Raw genomic sequence first — 18,425 nt, 5'->3', positions numbered from 1 at the left:
GAGGCCGGTTTATGACCAGGCAATCCCAAACCGTACTGTCAGACTTCCAAGTCCGCAAGTCCTCAGGGCAGAAGCGGGCCTTTCGGGCCTGGCTGCGGGGACAGCTGGAGGGGGCGGGCTGGACCGTCACTGAGGAGAGCGGACGTTTCTCAGGCACCAACGTCATCGCCGGGGACCCGGAGCGGGCGGAGGTGCTCTTCACCGCCCACTACGACACCCAGGCCGTGCTGCCCATACCGAATTTCATCACGCCCCGGAACCTGGGCTGGTATCTGGCCTATCAGCTGCTGTTTGTGCTCCTCTATACCGCGGCAATCTTTGTGGTGGAGTTCGCCGCCGTGGTGCTGCTGGACCTGCCGCGCCAGGCCCTGCCATGGCCGGCCATCGGCATGTGCATTTTCCTGATGTGGTGGATGTTCTTCGGAAAGGCCAACCGGCACACCGCCAACGACAACACCTCCGGCGTGGTCACCCTGCTGGAGAGCGCCCTCACCCTGCCGCCGGAGCTGCGGGACAGGGCCTGCTTCGTGTTTTTCGACAACGAGGAGCGGGGCATGCTGGGCTCGTCGGCCTTTGCCGGACGGCACAGGCGGGCAAAGGAGGAGGCGCTGGTGCTCAACTTCGACTGCGTGTCCGACGGAAGCTCCATCCAGTTTTACCCGACCAAGGCCCTGAAGAAGGACGAGGCCGCCCTGGAGCGGATTGAGGTGGCCTTTCTCCCCCAGAGTGGAAAGACGGTGGAGGTGGTGCGGGGCTTTGGCTTCTACCCCTCGGACAACGCCTCCTTCCGCCGGGCGGCGGGGGTTTGCGCCCTGAAGAAGGGAAAGCGGATTGGCTGGTACATGGACCGCATCCACACCGGCCGGGACACGGTCTTTCAGGAGGAGAACATCGCGCTCCTGACCGGCGGCATCCGCCGCATGCTGGAGGCGGAGGAGAATACGCCGTGAATTTCCTCGGTGAGAATCTGAGAGTGACCCTTGGCATCCTGCTGGAGGTCTGGTGGCCCACGCTGGTAGGCCTGGCCGCCCTGGCCCTGCTGGTGGTGGCCACCAATGATAGGCCGCCCAAAGCGGTGCGCATCCTCTGCGGCGCCGCGGGTGGTGCCATTCTACTGGCCGGTCTCGTGATTGTATTCCGGGCGCTGCTGGGGTAAAGAACGGCCCAATCCGGAACAATAGAGAACAGAGCAACTTAAAAGGAGAACCAACGACTATGCTGGACCATATTTACGTCAAAGGAGCCCGGGAGAACAACCTGAAGAACATCGACGTGGAGATTCCCCGGGACAAGCTGGTGGTGCTCACCGGCCTGTCCGGCTCGGGCAAATCCTCCCTGGCTTTTGATACCATCTACGCCGAGGGGCAGCGCCGCTATGTGGAGTCCCTCAGCTCCTACGCCCGGATGTTCCTGGGCCAGATGGAGAAGCCGGACGTGGACTACATCGACGGCCTGAGCCCCGCCATCTCCATCGACCAGAAGACCACCTCCAAGAACCCCCGCTCCACGGTGGGCACGGTGACCGAGATCTACGACTATCTCCGCCTGCTCTGGGCCCGGGTGGGCACCCCCCACTGCCCCAAGTGCGGCAAGGAGATCAAGCAGCAGACCATCGACCAGATCATCGATCAGGTTCTTACCCTGCCCGAGGCCACCCGCATCCAGGTGCTGGCCCCCGTCATCCGGGGCAAGAAGGGCGAGCACCAGAAGGTCTTTGAGGACGCCCGCAAGTCGGGCTATGTCCGGGTCCGGGCGGACGGATCCATCTACGACCTGACCGAGGAGATCAGGCTGGACAAGAACAAGAAGCACAGCATTGAGGTGGTGGTGGACCGGCTGGTCATCAAGCCGGACATCGCCCAGCGGCTCACCGACTCGGTGGAGATCGCCTCCAACCTGGCGGGGGGCATTGTGATCATCAACGTGGTGGGGGAGGACCGGGACATCCTCTTCTCCCAGAACTACGCCTGCGAGGACTGCGGCATCTCCATCGAGGAGCTGACCCCCCGCATGTTCTCCTTCAATAACCCCTTCGGCGCCTGCCCCACCTGCACCGGACTGGGCGCCCAGCTGAAGGTGGACCCGGACCTCATCATCCCCAACAAGGACCTGTCCATCCTGGAGGGGGCCATCACCGCCTCCGGCTGGAACAACATCAAGGGGGACTCCATCTCCCGGATGTACTTTGACGCCCTGGCCAAGCAGTACAAATTCAAGCTGACCACCCCGGTGAAGGACCTGCCCGCCGGGGTGATGGACATCATCCTCTACGGCACCAAGGGGGAGAAGCTGAAGCTGACCTACGACCGGGAGCGGGGCCAGGGCACACTGTACCAGCCTTTTGAGGGCATCTGCAACAACCTGGAGCGCCGTTACCGGGAGACACAGTCCGATGCGGTGCGCCGGGAGCTGGAGGAGTGCATGAGCGAGCGGCCCTGCCCCGACTGCGGCGGCCGGCGGCTGCGCAGGGAGTCCCTGGCGGTGACGGTGGGGGGCATCAATATCGACGAGTTCTGCCGCAAGTCGGTGACCGACGCCCTGGACTTCATCGATCACCTGACCCTCACCCATCAGCAGATGCTCATCGCCGAGCGGATTCTCAAGGAGATCAAGAGCCGTCTGGGCTTCCTCCAGAGCGTGGGCCTCCAGTACCTGACCCTGAGCCGATCGGCGGCCACCCTGTCCGGCGGCGAGAGCCAGCGCATCCGGCTGGCCACCCAGATTGGATCCTCCCTTATGGGCGTGCTCTACATTCTGGACGAGCCCTCCATCGGCCTCCACCAGCGGGACAACGACATGCTGCTTGCCACCATGAAGCACCTGCGGGACCTGGGCAACACCCTGCTGGTGGTGGAGCACGACGAGGACACCATGCGCGCCGCCGACTATATCGTGGACATCGGTCCCGGCGCGGGCGTCCACGGCGGCAGCGTGGTGGCCGCGGGCACCGCCGAGGAGGTCATGAACACCCCCGGCTCCATCACCGGCGACTACCTGTCCGGGCGGAAGAAGATCCCCGTGCCCCAAGAGCGCCGGAAGGGCAGCGGCAAGGTACTCACCATCAGGGGCGCGGCGGAGAACAACCTGCGGGACATCGACGTGTCCATTCCCCTGGGCACCTTCACCTGCGTCACCGGCGTGTCCGGCTCGGGCAAGTCCAGCCTGGTCAACGAGATCCTCTACAAAAAGCTGGCCGCCGACCTGAATCGGGCCAAGCTCCGGGCGGGCAAGAACAGGGGTATTGAGGGGGAGCAGTACCTGGACAAGGTCATCGACATCGACCAGTCCCCCATCGGCCGCTCCCCCCGGTCCAACCCGGCCACCTACACCGGACTCTTCAACGACATCCGGGACCTATTCGCCTCCACCCAGGACGCCAAGGCCAGAGGCTACGGCCCGGGCCGGTTCTCCTTCAACGTCCGGGGCGGCCGCTGCGAGGCCTGCCAGGGCGACGGCCTCATCAAGATTGAGATGCACTTCCTGCCCGATATTTACGTGCCCTGCGAGGTGTGCAAGGGCAAGCGGTACAACCGGGAGACCCTGGAGGTGCGCTACAAGGGCAAGAACATCTATGAGGTGCTGGATATGACCGTGGAGGAGGCCCTGCCCTTCTTCGAGAACCTGCCCCGCATCTACAATAAGCTCCGGACCCTGTACGAGGTGGGCCTGAGCTATATCAAGCTGGGTCAGCCCTCCACTACCCTGTCCGGCGGCGAGGCCCAGCGGGTGAAGCTGGCCACTGAGCTGTCCAAGCGGAGCACCGGCCAGACCATCTATATTCTGGACGAGCCCACTACCGGCCTCCACACCGCCGACGTCCACAAGCTGATTGAGGTGCTCCAGAAGCTGGTGGAGGTGGGCAACACGGTGGTGGTCATCGAGCACAACCTGGACGTGATCAAGACCGCCGACTATATCATCGACCTGGGCCCCGAGGGCGGCGACGGGGGCGGAAATATTGTGGTCACCGGTACGCCGGAGGAAGTGGCGGCCTGTGAGGCGTCCTATACGGGGCGGTACCTGAAGCGGATGCTGTAACAGATAGAGATGGGAGAATGCGCGATGAGAATTTTACTGGCCCGCCACGGCGAGACCGGCTGGAACGCGGCCGGGCGCGTCCAGGGCGCCAGCGACACCGATTTGAATGACAACGGCCGCATGCAGGCGGAGGAGCTGGGACGCCGCCTGGCCGAGAGCGGGGAGAAAATAGACGTCTGCTACGCCAGCCCAAAGCGCCGGGCCTTTGAGACGGCGGAGATTGTCTGCCGCCGTCTGGGGCTCACCCCCATCCCAGTGGAGGACCTGCGGGAGGTGAGCTTCGGCGTGTGGGAGGGCCGCACCTGGCCGGAGATTGAACGGCAGTGGCCGGAGGAATACGAAGCCTACCAGAAGGACCGGATGAAGGTGGCGCCCCCCGGCGGGGAGTCCCTGGGGGACGCCTTAAAGCGGATTCTCCCCGCCCTGGACGCCATCGCCGCCGGTCCGGGGGAGACCGCCCTGGCGGTATGCCACAGCGCGGTGATCCGGGCGGTGCTGGGCTGGCGGGCCGGGGTGCCCTTTGACAACAAGGCCCTCTACCGGTTCAACGTGCCCAACGCCCAGTGGGTGGCGGTGGACTGGGACCGGACCGGGCAGAACAGATAAAGGAGGTCGTGCCCATGGCGCGGGATATGATTGCAGTGCTGAACCTGGGCAGCCGGGAGAATGAGCGGCTGCTGAAGGAGATTCAAACCCTGGGTGTGGACAGCGCCCTCTATCCCCACAGCATCACCGCCGGAGAGCTGGACCAGGTGCCCAACCTGAAGGGCATCATTGTCAACGGCGGCCCCGACCATACGGTGGACGGCGTGGAGATGGAGGTGGCACAGGAGGTATATAACTACCAGGTGCCTGTGCTGCTGGCCGACCACATGGGGGACAGCCCCTGGCCGGAGGACGAGGCGGAGCGGATGAACGCCCTGCGGGCCTTTGTGCTGGGCATCTGCGGGGCCAGTCCCAAAGCGTAACGGGCGGCATAGCAAAATCCGGCTCTCCCATCGGGAGAGCCGGATTTTTTCGTATGGATTATTTGGAGGCTGGGCGCTCCGCGTGGCATGCGCCGGAGGCGGCGCATCCGCCGCATCCGCACCCGCAGCTGCCGCAGGAGCCGGAGCAGCTGTGCCTGCCCTGGCGGCGGTTGTGGACGCCTCTGGCGATGATAGCCGCGCAGACGGCCGCGATAATGAGGCCGATGATGATGTTTGCCATAGGAAACAGCTCCTTTCTGAGGGTGACAGCGGCGGGCGGCGTATGCCGCCCGCCGTGGAATATATGCGCGTTACTTAGCCGCCGCGCCGACGGCCCGGGCGCCCAGAGGACGGTCCTCATACTTGTTCCTGCGGAGGAGCAGGTAGATGAGCCCGGCCAGAAGGACCAGGGCCGCCACGGTGCCCGCGCCGAAGGAGACCTCGCCCAGAATCAGGCCGCCCAGCTGATAGACCATAAGGGCCACGACATGCACATGTAGCCGATGGCGCCCAGGGTCCACTTCCAGTTGTTCATCTCCCGCTTGATGGCGCCCATGGCGGCGAAGCAGGGGGCGCACAGCAGGTTGAAAATCATGAAGGAGTAGGCGGCAATCGGCGTGAAGGCGGCGGCCATATCCATGGTGAGGTTGCCCGGGAACAGGACGCCGAAGGTGGAGACCACCTCCTCCTTGGCGATGAGGCCGGTGACCGTGGCCACGGTGGCCTGCCAGGTGCCGAAGCCCAGCGGCGCGAAGATAAAGGCGACGGTGTGGCCCACGGCGGCCAGCAGGGAGTCGTTGTTGTCCGCCACCATCTGGAACGCGCCGTCCACAAAACCGAAGCCCTGGAGGAACCAGAGGATGATGGAGGAGAGGAGGATGACGGTGCCGGCCCGCTTGATGAAGGACCAGCCCCGCTCCCAGGTCGCCCGCAGCACGTTCACGGCGGCGGGGGCGTGATAGGCGGGCAGCTCCATGACAAAGGGGGCGGGGTCGCCGGCGAAAATCCTGGTCTTTTTCAGGATGATGCCGGAGATAATCACCGCCGCTACGCCGATGAAGTAGGCGGAGGCGGCCACCCAGGCCGAGCCGCCGAACAGAGCCCCGGCGAACAGGGCGATGATGGGCATCTTGGCGCCGCAGGGGATGAAGCCGGTGGTCATAATGGTCATTCTCCGGTCCCGCTCCTGCTCAATGGTGCGGGAGGCCATGATGCCGGGCACGCCGCAGCCGGTGGCCACCAGCATGGGGATAAAGCTCTTGCCGGACAGGCCGAAGCGGCGGAAGATCCGGTCCATGATAAAGGCGACGCGGGCCATATATCCCACATCCTCCAGGATGGACAGCAGCAGGAAGAGGACCAGCATCTGAGGCACAAAGCCCAGCACCGCGCCCACGCCGCCGATGATGCCGTCCAGAATCAAGGACTGGAGCACATCATTGCAGCCGATGGCGGTCAGGCCGTTTTCCACCAGGACAGGCAGGCCGGGTACCCAGGTGCCGTAGTCGCTGGGGTCGGGCTCGGCCACGGCGAGGGCGGCCTGATAGGTCTCCTCATTGACCGCAAGGGTGGTGGTCTCGCCGGACTCGTCGTCGTAGAGGTAGGCAGCGGACTCGCCCGCGTCGTGGGCCGCGATGATGGCGGAGGCCTCCTCCCAGGCGCCGGAAGCCTCGTCCCAGGCATCCGTATCGGCGGTGAAGGGGACAAACCAGCCGTCGCCGAACAGGCCGTCATTGGCCCAGTCAGTGAGGTGGGTTCCGATGGAGACGGTCCAGCGGCCCATGGAGATGGCGTATACCAGCAGCATGACGGCCACAAAGATGGGCAGGGCGGCGATGCGGTTGGTGACAACCCGGTCAATCTTGTCGGAGACGGTCAGGCTGTGGGCGGCCTTCTTCTTTTTCACCGCCTTATCCACCACGGAGCTGATGTAGGAGTAGCGCTGGTTGGTGATGATGCTCTCGGCGTCGTCATCCAGCTCGTGCTCACAGTCGGCGATGTGCAGCTCCAGGTGCTTTTTCAGCTCGGGGGACAGACCCAACTGCTCCAGCACCTTCTCGTCCCGCTCAAAGAGCTTGATGGCGTACCAGCGGAGATACCGGTCGTCCACTCTGCCCTGGATGGACTCCTCAATGTGGGCGATGGCGTGCTCCACGCTGCCGGTGAACACATGGGGCAACTCGCCGGTCTTGTGGGTTTTGGCCAGCTCCAGGGCCTTTTCCGCGGCGGCCATGCCGCCCTCGCCCTTCAGGGCGCTCATCTCCACCACCTGGCAGCCCAGGGCGCCGGCCAGGCGGTCCAGGTCGATCTTATCCCCGTTCTTGCGGACCAGGTCGATCATGTTCACCGCCACCACCACCGGGATGCCCAGCTCGATGAGCTGGGTGGTGAGGTACAGGTTGCGCTCAATGTTGGTGCCGTCCACAATGTTGAGAATGGCGTCCGGCTTCTCGCCCACCAGATAGTCCCGGGCCACCACCTCCTCCAGCGTGTAGGGGGAGAGGGAATAGATGCCGGGCAGGTCCTGAATGACCACGTCCTTGTGGCCCTTCAGCCTGCCCTCCTTCTTCTCCACGGTGACGCCGGGCCAGTTGCCCACATACTGACTGGAGCCGGTCAGGGCGTTGAACAGCGTGGTTTTGCCGCAGTTCGGGTTGCCCGCCAGCGCGATTTTGTACTCCATCTTGCTACTCCCTTTCCATTAGCATTTGCTAACTATACTGCCAAAGAACAGGCGGCTTCTGCCGCCGGCGCTGAGAAAGACACACGCATCACTGAATCTCGATCATCTCCGCGTCCGCCTTGCGCACGCTCAGCTCATAGCCCCGCACGTTCAGCTCCATGGGGTCCCCCAGCGGGGCCACCTTCCGCACATGGATGACCACCCCCTTGGTGATGCCCATGTCCATGATGCGGCGCTTGACGGCGCCCTCACCGTGGAGCCTGGCGACGGTGACCGTGTCGCCCACCTTTGCGTCCCTGAGTGTTCTCATATCCCTGCTCCTCTCAAATCATGATTCGGTTGGCCATGGTCTTGTCCAGGGCAATCCGGCTGTCCTTGACCTGAAGAATCAGGTTGCCGGCAATCTCGCTGACCACCGTGACCGTACCGTCCACAACAAATCCTAGTTCTGCCAGATGAAGGCGGACTTCATCCTTTCCGGTGATTTTCCGGATGGTGACCGTCTCGCCGGCTTTTGCCATTGTAAGCGGCATCATAAACGCTCCTCCCGGCTGTCATGTTTATTCAGACCAATGATTAGCTATCACTAACCATTGAACGGACTGAGTTTACAACAGCTAACTTAATTTGTCAAGGGGAGACTGAAAAAAATTTCGCCGGACAGCGGGCGGAGCAAAGGGCGGCCGTCCTTGTCAACAAAAACGGAAACATCGGACATCTGACGGAAAAAGCCGATGATTTTGCCGATTGCCAACCGGCCCGCAGGTATGGTAGTATGTCAGAGGAAAGCGGCGGGGCAACGGGGTCCCGCTGTCAGATGAATGTATAAATTCGGCTGTGGAATTCGCCCGCGTATCCGCCCGGCAGGGCGAAGACGAGCCAAACCATTGACAACCGGCGCCGAAGTGCTTATACTCAAACCATTGGCTGAGAACAAAGGCGTTCCGCCCCTCGGGGGATCGGAGCGCCTTTTTTCGACGGAATACAGAAACATGATTTTTTGAGGATGAAAGGGGACGCGCACCATGACCCACCTTCACACGAAGGAAGACATCATTCGCATTGTCAGGGAGGAGGACATCGAGTTTATCCGCCTCCAGTTCACGGACATTTTCGGCCAGCTGAAAAACGTGGCCATCACCGCCTCCCAGATTGAGAAGGCCGTCAACAACCAGTGCATGTTCGACGGCTCCTCCATTGACGGCTTTGTCCGTATCGACGAGTCCGATCAGTATCTCTACCCCGACCTGCGGACCTTCCGCGTGTTCCCCTGGCGGCCCGGCCACGGCAAGGTGGCCCGGCTCATCTGCGACGTGTACAACACCGACGGCTCCCCCTTTGTGGGCGATCCCCGGGACGTGCTGAAGCGGACCATCCAGAAGGCCCATGACATGGGCTTTGATACCTTCAACGTGGGCCCTGAGGCAGAGTTTTTCCTGTTCCAGACCGACGACGAGGGCAAGCCCACCACCAAGACCAACGACGAGGCGGGCTACTTTGACCTGGGCCCCCTGGACCACGGCGAGTCCACCCGCCGGGAGATCTGCATGGCCCTGGAGCAGATGAACTTTGAGATTGAGGCCAGCCACCACGAGTGCGCCCAGGGCCAGCACGAGATCGACTTCAAGTACGCCGAGGCCCTCCACGCCGCCGACAACATCATGACCTTCAAGCTGGCGGTCAAGACCATCGCCCAGAAAAACGGCCTCCACGCCACCTTTATGCCCAAGCCCATCTTCGGCGTGGCCGGCTCCGGCATGCACACCAACATGTCCCTGTTCCGGGACGGCAAAAATGTGTTCTACGACCCCAACGACGAGCGGGGCCTGTCCCGGGAGGCGTACAGCTTCATCGCCGGCCTGCTGCGCCACGTGCCCGGCATGGCCGCCATCACCAACCCTCTGGTCAACTCCTACAAGCGGCTGGTGCCCGGCTACGAGGCTCCCTGCTATCTGGCCTGGTCCGCCTCCAACCGCTCCGCCCTCATCCGCATCCCCGCCTCCCGGGGCCAGTCCACCCGTGTGGAGCTGCGCTCCCCCGACCCGGCCTGCAACCCCTACCTGGCCTTCGCCGTGTGCCTGGCCGCCGGCCTGGACGGCATTGAGAAGGGCCTGACGCCCCCGGCTGAGATCACCAAGAACATCTATGCCATGGACGAGGCCACCCGGAAGGCGCACGGCATCACCAGCCTGCCCAGCTCTCTGGAGGAGGCCATCCGCCTGATGGAGGCGGACACGCTGGTGCTGAACACCCTGGGTGAGCACGTTGCCCACAACTACATCGAGGGCAAGAAGAAAGAGTGGGATGAATATCGTACCCGTGTGTCCTCCTGGGAGCGGGAGAAGTATATCATCAACTACTGAGCAAAACCCAATGACAGCTCCGGCACTGCCGGCAAAACCGGGGGGACGGGGCGGAACAGACGCGCCGTCCCCCCGGCGCATACGCCTCACAGGAAGGAGCGGAGCGGAAGATGGAAAAAATTATTGTGGCCTTTGCCAAGGAGGAGAGCGGCCGGCGCATCCGGGATATTCTGGAGAGCTCCGGCACCGCCTCCTGCGTGGTCTGCCGCAGCGCCGCCGAGGTCAAGCGGGTGGTGAGCAAGCAGCGCATCTCCGCCGTGGTCTGCGGGTATAAATTCCATGACGAGTCCGCCGAGCACCTGTTTGAGGACCTGCCCCCGTCCTGCGCCATGCTGATGGTAGCCGCCCAGGGCATGCTGGAGATGTGCGGGAGCGACGATATCTTCAAGCTGGCCTCCCCGGTATCACGGGGGGACCTGATCGCCTCGGTGCGGCTGCTGCTCCAGGTGGGGCGCCGGCTGGAGAAGATGACCCGCCCCCGCCGCAGCGAGGAGGAGAAGGCGGTGGTGGAGCAGGCCAAGGCCGTCCTGATGGCCAGCCGGGGCATCTCGGAGGAGGAGGCCCACCGCTACCTTCAGAAGCGGAGCATGGACAGCGGTTCCCGCCTGCTGGATACCGCCCGGCAGGTTCTCAGCGAGGACTGCGGCGCATAGGGATAGGGGGTACGGCCCCGCTCCGGGGGACAGCCCCCGCAGGGCACGTCCCGCCGGAAATCCGGCGGGGCGGCGGGGGAGAGAGCCATGCGCTTTACCAAAATGCAGGGTCTGGGCAACGACTATGTGTATCTCAACTGTACCGGCGGCTTGCCGGACAATCTGCCCGAGCTGGCGGCCCGGTTGTCCGACCGCCACTTCGGCGTGGGGGCGGACGGGCTGATCTGCATCTGCCCGTCGGAGCGGGCAGACTTCGGCATGCGGATTTTCAACGCCGACGGCTCGGAAGGGGCCATGTGCGGCAACGGCATCCGCTGCCTGGGCAAATACGTGTACGACAAGGGGCTGACCAGAAAGACCTCCCTTCTGACCGTGGAGACCGCCTCCGGGGTGCGCTACCTGGAGCTGTTTCTCCGGGACGGGCGGGTGCACGCGGTGCTGGTGGACATGGGGCGGCCGGCGCTGTCGCCGCCGGTAAAGCTGACGGCGGCGGGGAGAACGTGGCGGGCCGTCCCCGTGTCGGTGGGCAATCCCCACGCCGTAGTGTTCTGCGGAGAGGTGGACGCCCTGAACCTGGCGGAGCTGGGCCCGGCCCTGGAGCGCCACCCCGCCTTCCCGGACCGGGTGAACGTGGAGTTTGCCCAGACGGATGACCGGGGCGGCCTGAAGGTGCGGGTGTGGGAGCGGGGGAGCGGCGAGACCCTGGCCTGCGGCACCGGCGCCTGCGCCGCCCTGGCCGCCGCGGCCCAGGACGGGCTGGTGTCCCGCCACACCGCCGTCCGCCTGCCCGGCGGCGAGCTGGAGGTCCGCTGGGCGGAGGAGAACGGCCATCTCTACATGACCGGCCCGGCGGTGACCGTCTTTGAAGGAGAAATTTCCCTGGAAAAGTAAAATTACCGTTGTGTCCCGTGGGAAAAAGCGATACAATAATGCCTGCCAACAGGTTACAACAGAAAATTTCCGCCCCGGGGTCCCCCGAGGAGGAGCAGATACGGAGGATGCATATGACCACCATTAACCGCAACTACCTCAAGCTGCCCGGCAGCTACCTGTTTTCCGAGATTGCCCGCCGGGTGGCGGTGTACGCTGACGCCAACCCGGACAAGAAGCTCATCCGCCTGGGCATCGGCGACGTAACCCGCCCCCTGGTGCCCGCCGTCACCGCCGCCATGCACGCCGCCGTGGACGAGATGGCCACCGCCGAGGGCTTCCACGGCTACGGCCCCGAGCAGGGCTACGACTTCCTCCGGGAGGCCATTGCCGCCCACGACTACCACGCCCGGGGCGTGGAGATTGACCCCTCCGAGATCTTCGTCTCCGACGGCGCCAAGAGCGACTGCGGCAACATCGGCGACATCTTCGGCACCGACAACGTGGTGGCGGTGTGCGACCCGGTGTACCCCGTGTATGTGGACACCAACGCCATGGCCGGCCGGGCCGGGGACTTCAGCGAGGAGACCGGCAAGTGGAGCCGCCTGGTCTACATGCCCTGTGTGGCGGAGAACGGCTTTGCGCCCGCCATCCCCCAGGAGAAGGCCGACCTGGTCTACCTCTGCTTCCCCAACAACCCCACCGGAGCCGTGGCCACCCGCGCCCAGCTCCAGGCCTGGGTGGACTGGGCCAACGCCAACGGCAGCGTGATTCTCTTTGACTCCGCCTACGAGGCCTTTATCTCCGACCCGGAGGTCCCCCACAGCATCTTTGAGATTCCCGGCGCCAAGACCTGCGCCATCGAGTTCCGCTCCTTCTCCAAGACCGCCGGCTTCACCGGCACCCGCTGCGCCTACACCGTGGTGCCCAAGGCCCTGGAGCGGGACGGCGCCAGCCTGAACGCCCTGTGGAACCGCCGCCAGTGCACCAAGTTCAACGGCGTGCCCTATGTGGTCCAGCGGGGCGCGGCCGCCATTTATACCCCCGAGGGCCACGCCCAGGTGATGGAGAACATCGCCTTCTACAAGCGCAACGCCAAGGTCATCTTTGACGGCCTGAAGGCCGCCGGCCTCACCGTGTCCGGCGGTGAGAACTCCCCCTACGTCTGGGCCAAGACCCCCGACGGCATGGGTTCCTGGGAGTTCTTCGACAAGCTGCTCCACCAGGCCAACGTGGTCACCACCCCCGGCGCCGGCTTCGGCCCCAGCGGCGAGGGCTATATCCGCCTGACAGCCTTCGGCGGCGCGGACGCCACCGTGGAGGCCGTTGAGCGTATCTGCAAGGTGCTCTAATCGGAAAAGAGAGAGGACGGCACAGTTTTCAACTGGGCTGTCCTCTCTCAGCGTGTCGAAAAACTTCCGTTGAACAGAATCCGCCTGGACCGGGGCGGGGGAGCGCGAGGGGGCAGCCGCCCGCCTCGCGTGAAATCGAATGCCCCGCAATGCCTTGCTGCGCAAGGCTTGCGGAGAGCGGAGCGAGGACTTTTGCGCCGCTGTGCGGCGCGGAAGTAACGGCATTTTTGAAGGCTGTCGAAAAAGTCCTTGGATTTTTTCGACAGCCTGAGATAGGACGGCGCAATTTTCAGCTGCGCCGTCCTATCTGTGCATCTGCCGGGCAAAACGGAGAATTGCGCCAAATCCACAGCGGCCTTTTGCGATGTGCAAAAATATGGATAGTACTGAAGGAGGTAATATACATGGATGAAACCTGGACCAAGTGGGCGCGGGAATTGCAGTTTCTGGCGCAGGCCGGCCTGACTTATTCGAAGGATCCCTATGATCTGGAGCGGTTTCAGCGCATTCGGGATATTGCGGCCGAGATGGTGAGCCATCAGGCGGACATTCCGCTGGGCAGGGTTAAGGAGCTGTTCTGCTGTGAGACAGGCTATCAGACGCCCAAGCTGGATACCCGGGCGGCTGTGTTCCGGGAGGGAAAGATCCTCCTGGTACAGGAGCGCGGCGGCCTGTGGTCATTGCCGGGCGGATGGGTGGATGTGGATCAGAGTATCAGGGAAAACACAGAGAAGGAGGTCCGGGAAGAGGCAGGACTGGAGGTTGTGGCAGAGCGGATCATCGCCCTTCACGACCGCAACCGCCACAACACCCCGGCCTTTCTCAACGGCGTCTGCAAGGTCTTTGTGCTCTGCAAACTGGTAGGCGGTGAATTCCAGGCCAATCTGGAGACTGTGGACAGCGGATGGTTTGCCCAGGACAGCCTGCCGTCCCTCTGCGAGGACAAGACCACGGCCGGGCAGGTTGCGCTGTGTTTTCGCGCAGCCGGAGATGAAAACTGGCAGCCGGAATTCGACTGAATGCCCGTACAGGGGACAGCCCGCCTCCGGGCCGCTTTGCGGCCCGGAGGCGGGCTGTTTTTCAGATGCCTTTATCCGTGAGGACGCCGGACTGGCGCCGCCGCGCCGGCCAGGTGACGGAGGGTGAGGGCGGCGGCCAGGAACAGGTCGAACAGGCCGATCACCACCACAAAGAGGAAGGCGGTGGGCTCGGTACCGTTCAACGCGCTATAAAAGGGAGCCAGCTTGAACCAGAAGTCGAAGCCGCCCAGCACCAGGCCGGGGATGGCCAGATTGGCCAGACCGCACACCACGCTGCGCAGGTCCCGCCGCCGGACCATCCAGAACAGGTTGAGCAGGGCGCAGGCCCCGATGCCGCCGAAGAGCGCGGGGGCCACGCCGGGCAGGCCGTACTGGAGGCCGGACACCAGATACTTCAGGTAGTCAAATCCGCCGTACTGGGGGCCGTCCTCCCCCAGGTCGGGCAGAATCGGCTGTTGGTACAGCCCCTGCTCCACCGCGTCCCACAGGAAGCGGATCAGCAGGAGGGCGGCGGCCACGGTCGCAGCGGCGGTGAGCAGGGTGACGGCCATTTCCAGCCGGTCCGGCCGGTCGGGCCGCCGGTCGCCCCACCGGCGGATGGCCAGGTTGGCGGCGGCCAGCACGCAGGCAAAGACGATGGAGAGGTTGATGGTGCTGGACTTGAGGACCACCAGGTTGTCGCCCTTGGCGTTGAGCACGCTGCTGCCCGCCATGGCGTCCAGGGTCAGGCTGGACAGCAGGAACAATGCGGTGAGGGCGAAGAGCAGGACATAGGGGGAGAGGGTGCGGCCGTCGGTGAGGCCGGACATGGCCTGGTACTGCCGCCGGGAGGCGGAGAACTGCCCGGAGGCCAGGAACAGGAGCACCGCCCCCGCGATGCCCAGCAGGGCGGCGGCCCCGGGGGCCAGCCAGGGGAAGAGGGGGCCCTCGCTGAGGCTGTTGCCGGAGAAGGCGTACTTGACCACAAAGGCCAGCACCGCCAGCAGCCAGGCCAGCAGGGCGCTGCGGGCGGCCTTCTCCCGCACGCTGTCCATCAGGAGGGGATAGAGGGACTGCTCGGGGACGCGGACGGGTTCGGGGGCTTCGGTGTGGGGCCGGGGTTGGCGCTCCCCTGCCATCAGCTCGTCGGCGGTGACGCCCAGAATGGCGCTCAGGGCGGGGAACAGGGTGACCTCGGGGTAGCTCTCGCCCCGCTCCCACTTGCTGACCGCCTTGTCGCTGACGCCCAGCAGAGAGGCCAGCTCTTTCTGGGTCATGCCCTTCTCCCGGCGGAGGGAGGCGATAAAACTGCCGGTTCGGATGCTGTCCATATGCGGCACCTCCTTTTTTCTGCTTTCAGCATAGCCGAGCCGGAGAGATTTGGCAACCGATTTCTGGTGGGAGACGGTAAACCAGCGGTAGAATCCCAGTGTTTCCAAGGCTTTGCGGGCTCGAGAGGGAGCGGAAAACGCGAAAAAAGAAAAAATAATGTCCTTCTTAAGGATTCCTTGAATCTTTTCTGATAGCATAGATACCAACGAAGAGAAGAGAGAAGGTAAGTTCCATGAGCAGCTATCTGGAGGCGCTCCGGCAGGCGGCCATTCTGTTCCCCATTCTGGCGGTGCTGTTCACCGTCCCCTACATCGCGTTCAACTACCACAAGTACGGCTCGGTGCTCAGCGTGCGCATCCTGGTGGTGTACTCCTTTGTGCTGTACCTCCTGTGCGTGTACTGCCTGGTCATTCTGCCCCTGCCCAGCAGCGAGGCGGCGGCCGCTCTCCACGGCCACAAGGCCCAGCTGATCCCCTTCGCCTTTGTGGGGGACATCCTTCGCACCTCCCATGTTGTCTGGAACCGGCCGGAGACCTGGGTCTCCCTGTTCACCTGCGGGGCCTTTCTGACCACGGCGTTCAATCTCCTGATGACCGTGCCCTTTGGCATGTATCTGCGCTACTACTTCCGCTGCGGCTGGAAAAAGACGCTGGTGCTCTCCGCGCTGCTGTCCCTGTTTTTCGAGCTGACCCAGCTCACCGGGCTCTACTTCATCTATCCGGGCAGCTACCGCATCTTTGACGTGGACGACCTGATGGTCAACACCTGCGGCAGCATGATCGGGTACCTGATTGCCGGGCTGGCGGCGCGTGTGCTGCCCACCCGGGAGAAGATGGACCGGGCCAGCTTTGCCCGGGGGCGGCGGGTGTCCTTCCTGCGGCGGCTGGTGGCGCTGCTGTACGACGGCATTGTGCTGGGGCTGGCTGTGGTGGTGCTGAATCTGGCGGCCGCGGCGTTTCACTGGCGGGTGCAGCTGCCCGAATCGGCGGTGCAGGCGCTCTGCCTGGCCTATTTTGCTTTTTGCCCCGTGCTGCTGGGCGGGAGCACAGTGGGGCACCGCCTGACCCGGCTGAAGCTGGTCACAGCGGCGGGGCGGCCGCCCAGGTGGTATCAGTACCTCCTGCGCTACGGCCTCCTGCTGGCCGCAGTCCGCTGGAGCCTCCCCGCGCTCCGCTGCCTGCTGGACGCTCTGGAGGCCTGGGGGCTGGTGACAGAGCTGGCCGGCCTGCTGTTGGGCGGCGCCGCTGTGGTGGGATACCTGGTGTTCCTGTTCCTTGCCCTGGCCCGGGTGATGGGGGGCAGGCCGGCGTTTTATGAGCGCTGGTCCGGGACAGGCCTTGTGAGCACGGTGACAGAGGCGGACCAGCCCTCCGGGATATAAGAAAAGCGGCGGCAGCGCATTTAATGCGCTGCCGCCGCTCTGCGGTCTGTTTCTGTTATTGGGTTACAACCTCGCCGGTGAGCACCTGATGGGCGTCCACGGTGAGCGCGCCGTCCCGGCAGTCCACGGTGATGGTGTCGCCGGGGGAGACCTGGTCGGCGATGATCTTGCGGCTGATGAGGGTCTCCACGGTGTGCTGCACGAAGCGGCGCAGGGGACGGGCGCCGTAGATGGGGTCGTAGGAGCTGTCGATGACGAAGTCCTTGGCGGCCTGGGTCAGTTCCACGGTGAGCTGCTTGTCGGCCAGGCGGCGGTTCAGGTCGGCCACCAGCAGGTCGATGATGTGGGTGATGTTGTCCTTGGTCAGGGGCTTGTAGAACACAATCTCATCCAGCCGGTTGAGGAACTCGGGCCGGAAGGAGTGCTTGAGCAGGTCGTTTACCTGGTCCCGGGCGGTCTGGCTGATCTCGCCGCTGGCGTCGATACCGTCCAGCAGGAACTGGCTGCCCAGGTTGGAGGTGAGGATGATGATGGTGTTCTTGAAGTCCACGGTGCGGCCCTGGCTGTCGGTGATCCGACCGTCGTCCAGCACCTGGAGGAGCACGTTGAACACGTCGGGGTGGGCCTTCTCCACCTCGTCGAAGAGGACCACCGAGTAGGGGTGGCGGCGGACGGCCTCGGTGAGCTGGCCGCCCTCCTCATAGCCCACGTATCCCGGAGGCGCGCCGATGAGGCGGGAGACCGAGAACTTCTCCATGTACTCGCTCATGTCGATGCGCACCAGGTTTTTCTCGCTGTCGAACAGGGCCTCGGCCAGGGTCTTGGCCAGCTCGGTTTTGCCCACGCCGGTGGGGCCCAGGAACAGGAAGGAGCCGATGGGCTTGTCAGGGTCGGCGATGCCGGCCCGGCTGCGGAGGATGGCCTCGGACACCAGGCGCACGGCCTCGTCCTGGCCGATGACCCGCTTGTGGAGGATGTCCTCCAGGTGGAGCAGCTTCTCCCGCTCGCCCTCCATCAGCTTGGCCACGGGGATGCCGGTCCAGCGCTCGATGATGCGGGCGATCTCCTCCTCGGTGACCTTGTCCCGCAGGAGGGAGTTCTCCCTGCCCTGCTGGGCCAGGGCCTCCTCGGCCTCCAGCCGCTTGTGCAGCTCGGGGATGCGGCCGTACTGAAGCTCGGCGGCCCTGTTCAGGTCGTAGGACCGCTGGGCCTTCTCCAGCTCGGCGTTGGCCTGCTCCAGCTCCTCCCGGAGCTTCTGGACCTTGCCGATGGCGTCCTTCTCGTTCTCCCACTGGGCCTTCTTGGCCTTGAAGTCCTCCCGCATGTCGGAGAGCTCCTTCTGGATCTCGGCCAGATGCTCCTGGGAGATCTTGTCGGTCTCCTTTTTCAGGGCGGCCTCCTCAATCTCATGCTGGGTGATCTTCCGCTGGATCACGTCCAGCTCGGTGGGCATGGAGTCGATCTCCGTGCGGATCATGGCGCAGGCCTCGTCGATGAGGTCGATGGCCTTGTCGGGGAGGAACCGGTCGGTGATATAGCGGTTGGAGAGTGTGGCGGCGGCGATGATGGCGCTGTCGGTGATCTTCACGCCGTGGTACACCTCGTACCGCTCCTTCAGGCCCCGGAGGATGGCGATGGTGTCCTCCACGGTGGGCTCGTTGACCAGCACGGGCTGGAACCGCCGCTCCAGGGCGGCGTCCTTCTCGATATACTGGCGGTACTCGTTGAGGGTGGTGGCGCCGATGCAGTGGAGCTCGCCCCGGGCC

At 64.2% G+C, this 18,425-nt stretch carries 18 protein-coding genes; 11 read left to right on the top strand and 7 right to left on the bottom strand.

Annotation, left to right across the window (positions count from 1 at the left end; all coding sequences use genetic code 11):
* Positions 1-11: 11 nt before the first annotated feature.
* The 5 genes from QZY67_RS08340 to QZY67_RS08320 are packed head-to-tail and all read left to right on the top strand — an operon-like array spanning position 12 to position 5,006.
* Positions 12-950, top strand: a complete 939-nt coding sequence (locus QZY67_RS08340; RefSeq protein ID WP_295369680.1) for a M28 family peptidase — start codon at positions 12-14, stop codon at positions 948-950.
* Positions 947-1,156 (top strand): hypothetical protein, encoded by a 210-nt coding sequence (locus tag QZY67_RS08335; RefSeq protein WP_295369679.1) that lies wholly within the window; start codon positions 947-949, stop codon positions 1,154-1,156. The genes QZY67_RS08340 and QZY67_RS08335 overlap by 4 nt, the downstream gene beginning before the upstream one ends.
* Before the next feature lie 59 nt (positions 1,157-1,215).
* Positions 1,216-4,038 (top strand): excinuclease ABC subunit UvrA, encoded by a 2,823-nt coding sequence (gene uvrA, locus QZY67_RS08330; RefSeq protein WP_295369678.1) that lies wholly within the window; start codon positions 1,216-1,218, stop codon positions 4,036-4,038.
* Between the two features lie 24 nt (positions 4,039-4,062).
* Complete coding sequence (locus QZY67_RS08325; RefSeq protein ID WP_295369677.1) at positions 4,063-4,644, top strand: histidine phosphatase family protein; 582 nt, start codon at positions 4,063-4,065, stop codon at positions 4,642-4,644.
* Positions 4,645-4,658: 14 nt separating this feature from the next.
* Positions 4,659-5,006 (top strand): hypothetical protein, encoded by a 348-nt coding sequence (locus QZY67_RS08320; RefSeq protein WP_294535234.1) that lies wholly within the window; start codon positions 4,659-4,661, stop codon positions 5,004-5,006.
* 58 nt (positions 5,007-5,064) lie between these two features.
* On the opposite strand, the gene QZY67_RS08315 is transcribed toward QZY67_RS08320, so the two are convergent.
* The 5 genes from QZY67_RS08315 to QZY67_RS08295 form a co-directional block, all read right to left on the bottom strand.
* The gene (locus QZY67_RS08315; protein ID WP_295369676.1) at positions 5,065-5,247 is read right to left on the bottom strand and encodes a FeoB-associated Cys-rich membrane protein; all 183 of its coding nucleotides are present in this window, start codon (positions 5,245-5,247) and stop codon (positions 5,065-5,067) included.
* A 70-nt stretch (positions 5,248-5,317) separates the two neighbouring features.
* Positions 5,318-5,482: a hypothetical protein gene (locus tag QZY67_RS08310; RefSeq protein ID WP_295369675.1), complete on the bottom strand. Its 165-nt coding sequence runs from the start codon at positions 5,480-5,482 to the stop codon at positions 5,318-5,320.
* Positions 5,458-7,689, bottom strand: a complete 2,232-nt coding sequence (gene feoB, locus QZY67_RS08305; protein ID WP_295369674.1) for a ferrous iron transport protein B — start codon at positions 7,687-7,689, stop codon at positions 5,458-5,460. The genes QZY67_RS08310 and feoB overlap by 25 nt, the downstream gene beginning before the upstream one ends.
* 88 nt (positions 7,690-7,777) lie before the next feature.
* Positions 7,778-7,999, bottom strand: a complete 222-nt coding sequence (locus tag QZY67_RS08300; protein ID WP_294520151.1) for a FeoA family protein — start codon at positions 7,997-7,999, stop codon at positions 7,778-7,780.
* A gap of 13 nt (positions 8,000-8,012) precedes the next feature.
* Complete coding sequence (locus QZY67_RS08295) at positions 8,013-8,225, bottom strand: FeoA family protein (protein ID WP_294535224.1); 213 nt, start codon at positions 8,223-8,225, stop codon at positions 8,013-8,015.
* 489 nt (positions 8,226-8,714) lie between these two features.
* Here QZY67_RS08295 and glnA point away from each other — a divergent pair, with 489 nt between their 5' ends.
* The 5 genes from glnA to QZY67_RS08270 all read left to right on the top strand — a co-directional run bounded on the left by glnA (position 8,715) and on the right by QZY67_RS08270 (position 13,946).
* Positions 8,715-10,052: a type I glutamate--ammonia ligase gene (gene glnA, locus QZY67_RS08290; RefSeq protein ID WP_295369673.1), complete on the top strand. Its 1,338-nt coding sequence runs from the start codon at positions 8,715-8,717 to the stop codon at positions 10,050-10,052.
* Positions 10,053-10,162: 110 nt separating this feature from the next.
* Positions 10,163-10,705 (top strand): ANTAR domain-containing protein, encoded by a 543-nt coding sequence (locus QZY67_RS08285; RefSeq protein WP_294535219.1) that lies wholly within the window; start codon positions 10,163-10,165, stop codon positions 10,703-10,705.
* Between the two features lie 87 nt (positions 10,706-10,792).
* Entirely contained in the window at positions 10,793-11,596 is an 804-nt protein-coding gene (gene dapF / locus QZY67_RS08280) for a diaminopimelate epimerase (RefSeq protein WP_294535216.1), read from the top strand.
* 113 nt (positions 11,597-11,709) lie between these two features.
* Positions 11,710-12,927: an LL-diaminopimelate aminotransferase gene (locus QZY67_RS08275; protein ID WP_295369672.1), complete on the top strand. Its 1,218-nt coding sequence runs from the start codon at positions 11,710-11,712 to the stop codon at positions 12,925-12,927.
* A 404-nt stretch (positions 12,928-13,331) separates the two neighbouring features.
* On the top strand, positions 13,332-13,946 hold the full coding sequence (locus QZY67_RS08270) for an NUDIX hydrolase (RefSeq protein ID WP_295369671.1): 615 nt from the start codon (positions 13,332-13,334) through the stop codon (positions 13,944-13,946).
* Between the two features lie 71 nt (positions 13,947-14,017).
* On the opposite strand, the gene QZY67_RS08265 is transcribed toward QZY67_RS08270, so the two are convergent.
* Entirely contained in the window at positions 14,018-15,277 is a 1,260-nt protein-coding gene (locus QZY67_RS08265; protein WP_295369670.1) for a helix-turn-helix transcriptional regulator, read from the bottom strand.
* Positions 15,278-15,510: 233 nt separating this feature from the next.
* On the opposite strand from QZY67_RS08265, the gene QZY67_RS08260 reads away from it, so the two are divergent.
* A complete protein-coding gene (locus QZY67_RS08260) occupies positions 15,511-16,659 on the top strand; it encodes a VanZ family protein (RefSeq protein ID WP_295369669.1) in 1,149 nt (382 codons plus the stop codon).
* A 55-nt stretch (positions 16,660-16,714) separates the two neighbouring features.
* Here QZY67_RS08260 and QZY67_RS08255 read toward each other — a convergent pair.
* Positions 16,715-18,425 (bottom strand): AAA family ATPase (locus QZY67_RS08255; RefSeq protein WP_295369668.1); only part of this gene is annotated, 1,711 nt, incomplete at its 5' end.

The sequence above is a fragment of the uncultured Pseudoflavonifractor sp. genome (assembly GCA_904419835.1).
Taxonomy (GTDB): Bacteria; Bacillota; Clostridia; order Oscillospirales; family Oscillospiraceae; genus Pseudoflavonifractor.
The sequence above is the reverse complement of the archived record's forward strand: the minus strand, read 5'-3'. Positions and strand labels throughout refer to the sequence as shown.

Coding starts and splice junctions, on each gene's coding strand:
- QZY67_RS08325 (WP_295369677.1), top strand. CDS start 4,063: ATGAGAATTTTACTGGCCCGCCACGGCGAGACCGGCTGGAACGCGGCC.
- QZY67_RS08310 (WP_295369675.1), bottom strand. CDS start 5,482: ATGGTCTATCAGCTGGGCGGCCTGATTCTGGGCGAGGTCTCCTTCGGC.
- QZY67_RS08285 (WP_294535219.1), top strand. CDS start 10,163: ATGGAAAAAATTATTGTGGCCTTTGCCAAGGAGGAGAGCGGCCGGCGC.
- QZY67_RS08340 (WP_295369680.1), top strand. CDS start 12: ATGACCAGGCAATCCCAAACCGTACTGTCAGACTTCCAAGTCCGCAAG.
- QZY67_RS08315 (WP_295369676.1), bottom strand. CDS start 5,247: ATGGCAAACATCATCATCGGCCTCATTATCGCGGCCGTCTGCGCGGCT.
- QZY67_RS08270 (WP_295369671.1), top strand. CDS start 13,332: ATGGATGAAACCTGGACCAAGTGGGCGCGGGAATTGCAGTTTCTGGCG.
- QZY67_RS08260 (WP_295369669.1), top strand. CDS start 15,511: ATGAGCAGCTATCTGGAGGCGCTCCGGCAGGCGGCCATTCTGTTCCCC.
- glnA (WP_295369673.1), top strand. CDS start 8,715: ATGACCCACCTTCACACGAAGGAAGACATCATTCGCATTGTCAGGGAG.
- dapF (WP_294535216.1), top strand. CDS start 10,793: ATGCGCTTTACCAAAATGCAGGGTCTGGGCAACGACTATGTGTATCTC.
- feoB (WP_295369674.1), bottom strand. CDS start 7,689: ATGGAGTACAAAATCGCGCTGGCGGGCAACCCGAACTGCGGCAAAACC.
- QZY67_RS08275 (WP_295369672.1), top strand. CDS start 11,710: ATGACCACCATTAACCGCAACTACCTCAAGCTGCCCGGCAGCTACCTG.
- QZY67_RS08295 (WP_294535224.1), bottom strand. CDS start 8,225: ATGATGCCGCTTACAATGGCAAAAGCCGGCGAGACGGTCACCATCCGG.
- QZY67_RS08320 (WP_294535234.1), top strand. CDS start 4,659: ATGGCGCGGGATATGATTGCAGTGCTGAACCTGGGCAGCCGGGAGAAT.
- QZY67_RS08265 (WP_295369670.1), bottom strand. CDS start 15,277: ATGGACAGCATCCGAACCGGCAGTTTTATCGCCTCCCTCCGCCGGGAG.
- QZY67_RS08300 (WP_294520151.1), bottom strand. CDS start 7,999: ATGAGAACACTCAGGGACGCAAAGGTGGGCGACACGGTCACCGTCGCC.
- uvrA (WP_295369678.1), top strand. CDS start 1,216: ATGCTGGACCATATTTACGTCAAAGGAGCCCGGGAGAACAACCTGAAG.